This window comes from Paramagnetospirillum caucaseum (assembly GCF_000342045.1).
In the GTDB taxonomy this organism is placed as follows: domain Bacteria; phylum Pseudomonadota; class Alphaproteobacteria; order Rhodospirillales; family Magnetospirillaceae; genus Phaeospirillum; species Phaeospirillum caucaseum.
Window position 1 is genome coordinate 1 of sequence record NZ_AONQ01000207.1, and the last position, 471, is coordinate 471.

At 70.5% G+C, this 471-nt stretch carries 1 pseudogene; it reads right to left on the reverse strand.

What is annotated here, in order from left to right:
- Nucleotides 1–471 (reverse strand): annotated as a pseudogene (locus H261_RS25665) (beta strand repeat-containing protein); the annotation flags it as partial.

Below are 471 nucleotides of genomic sequence, written 5' to 3' on the forward strand. Positions count from 1 at the left end.
GACTGGGTGGAGGTGATGCCGGCCGCCTGGGTCGAGGAGAGGCTGGCCACGCCGGTGGTCGACAGCGCGTTCAGCGTGGTGGTGCTGAGGCCCGACACCTGGGCGGCGGACAGGCCGTCGATCTGGGTGGTGGACAGCGCCGCCGCGTTGGTGGTCGACAGGGCGTTGATCTGGGTGGTGGTCAGCGCCGCCACCTGGGTCGAGGTGATGCCCGACAGGGTGGTGGTGGTCAGGGCGCCGGTCTGGGTGGTGGTCAGGTTGCCGACCTGGGTGACGGTCAGGGCCGCCACGTCGGTGGTTTCCAGGGCGTTGACCTGGGTGGTGGTCAGGCCGCTCACCTGGGCGGAGGTCAGACTCCGGGCCTGGGTGGTGGTCAGCGCCGCCACGTCGGTGGTCTGCAGGGCGTTCAGCTGGGTGGTGCTGAGGCCCGACACCTGGGTGGAGGTCAGGCTGTCCACCTGATCGGTGGAC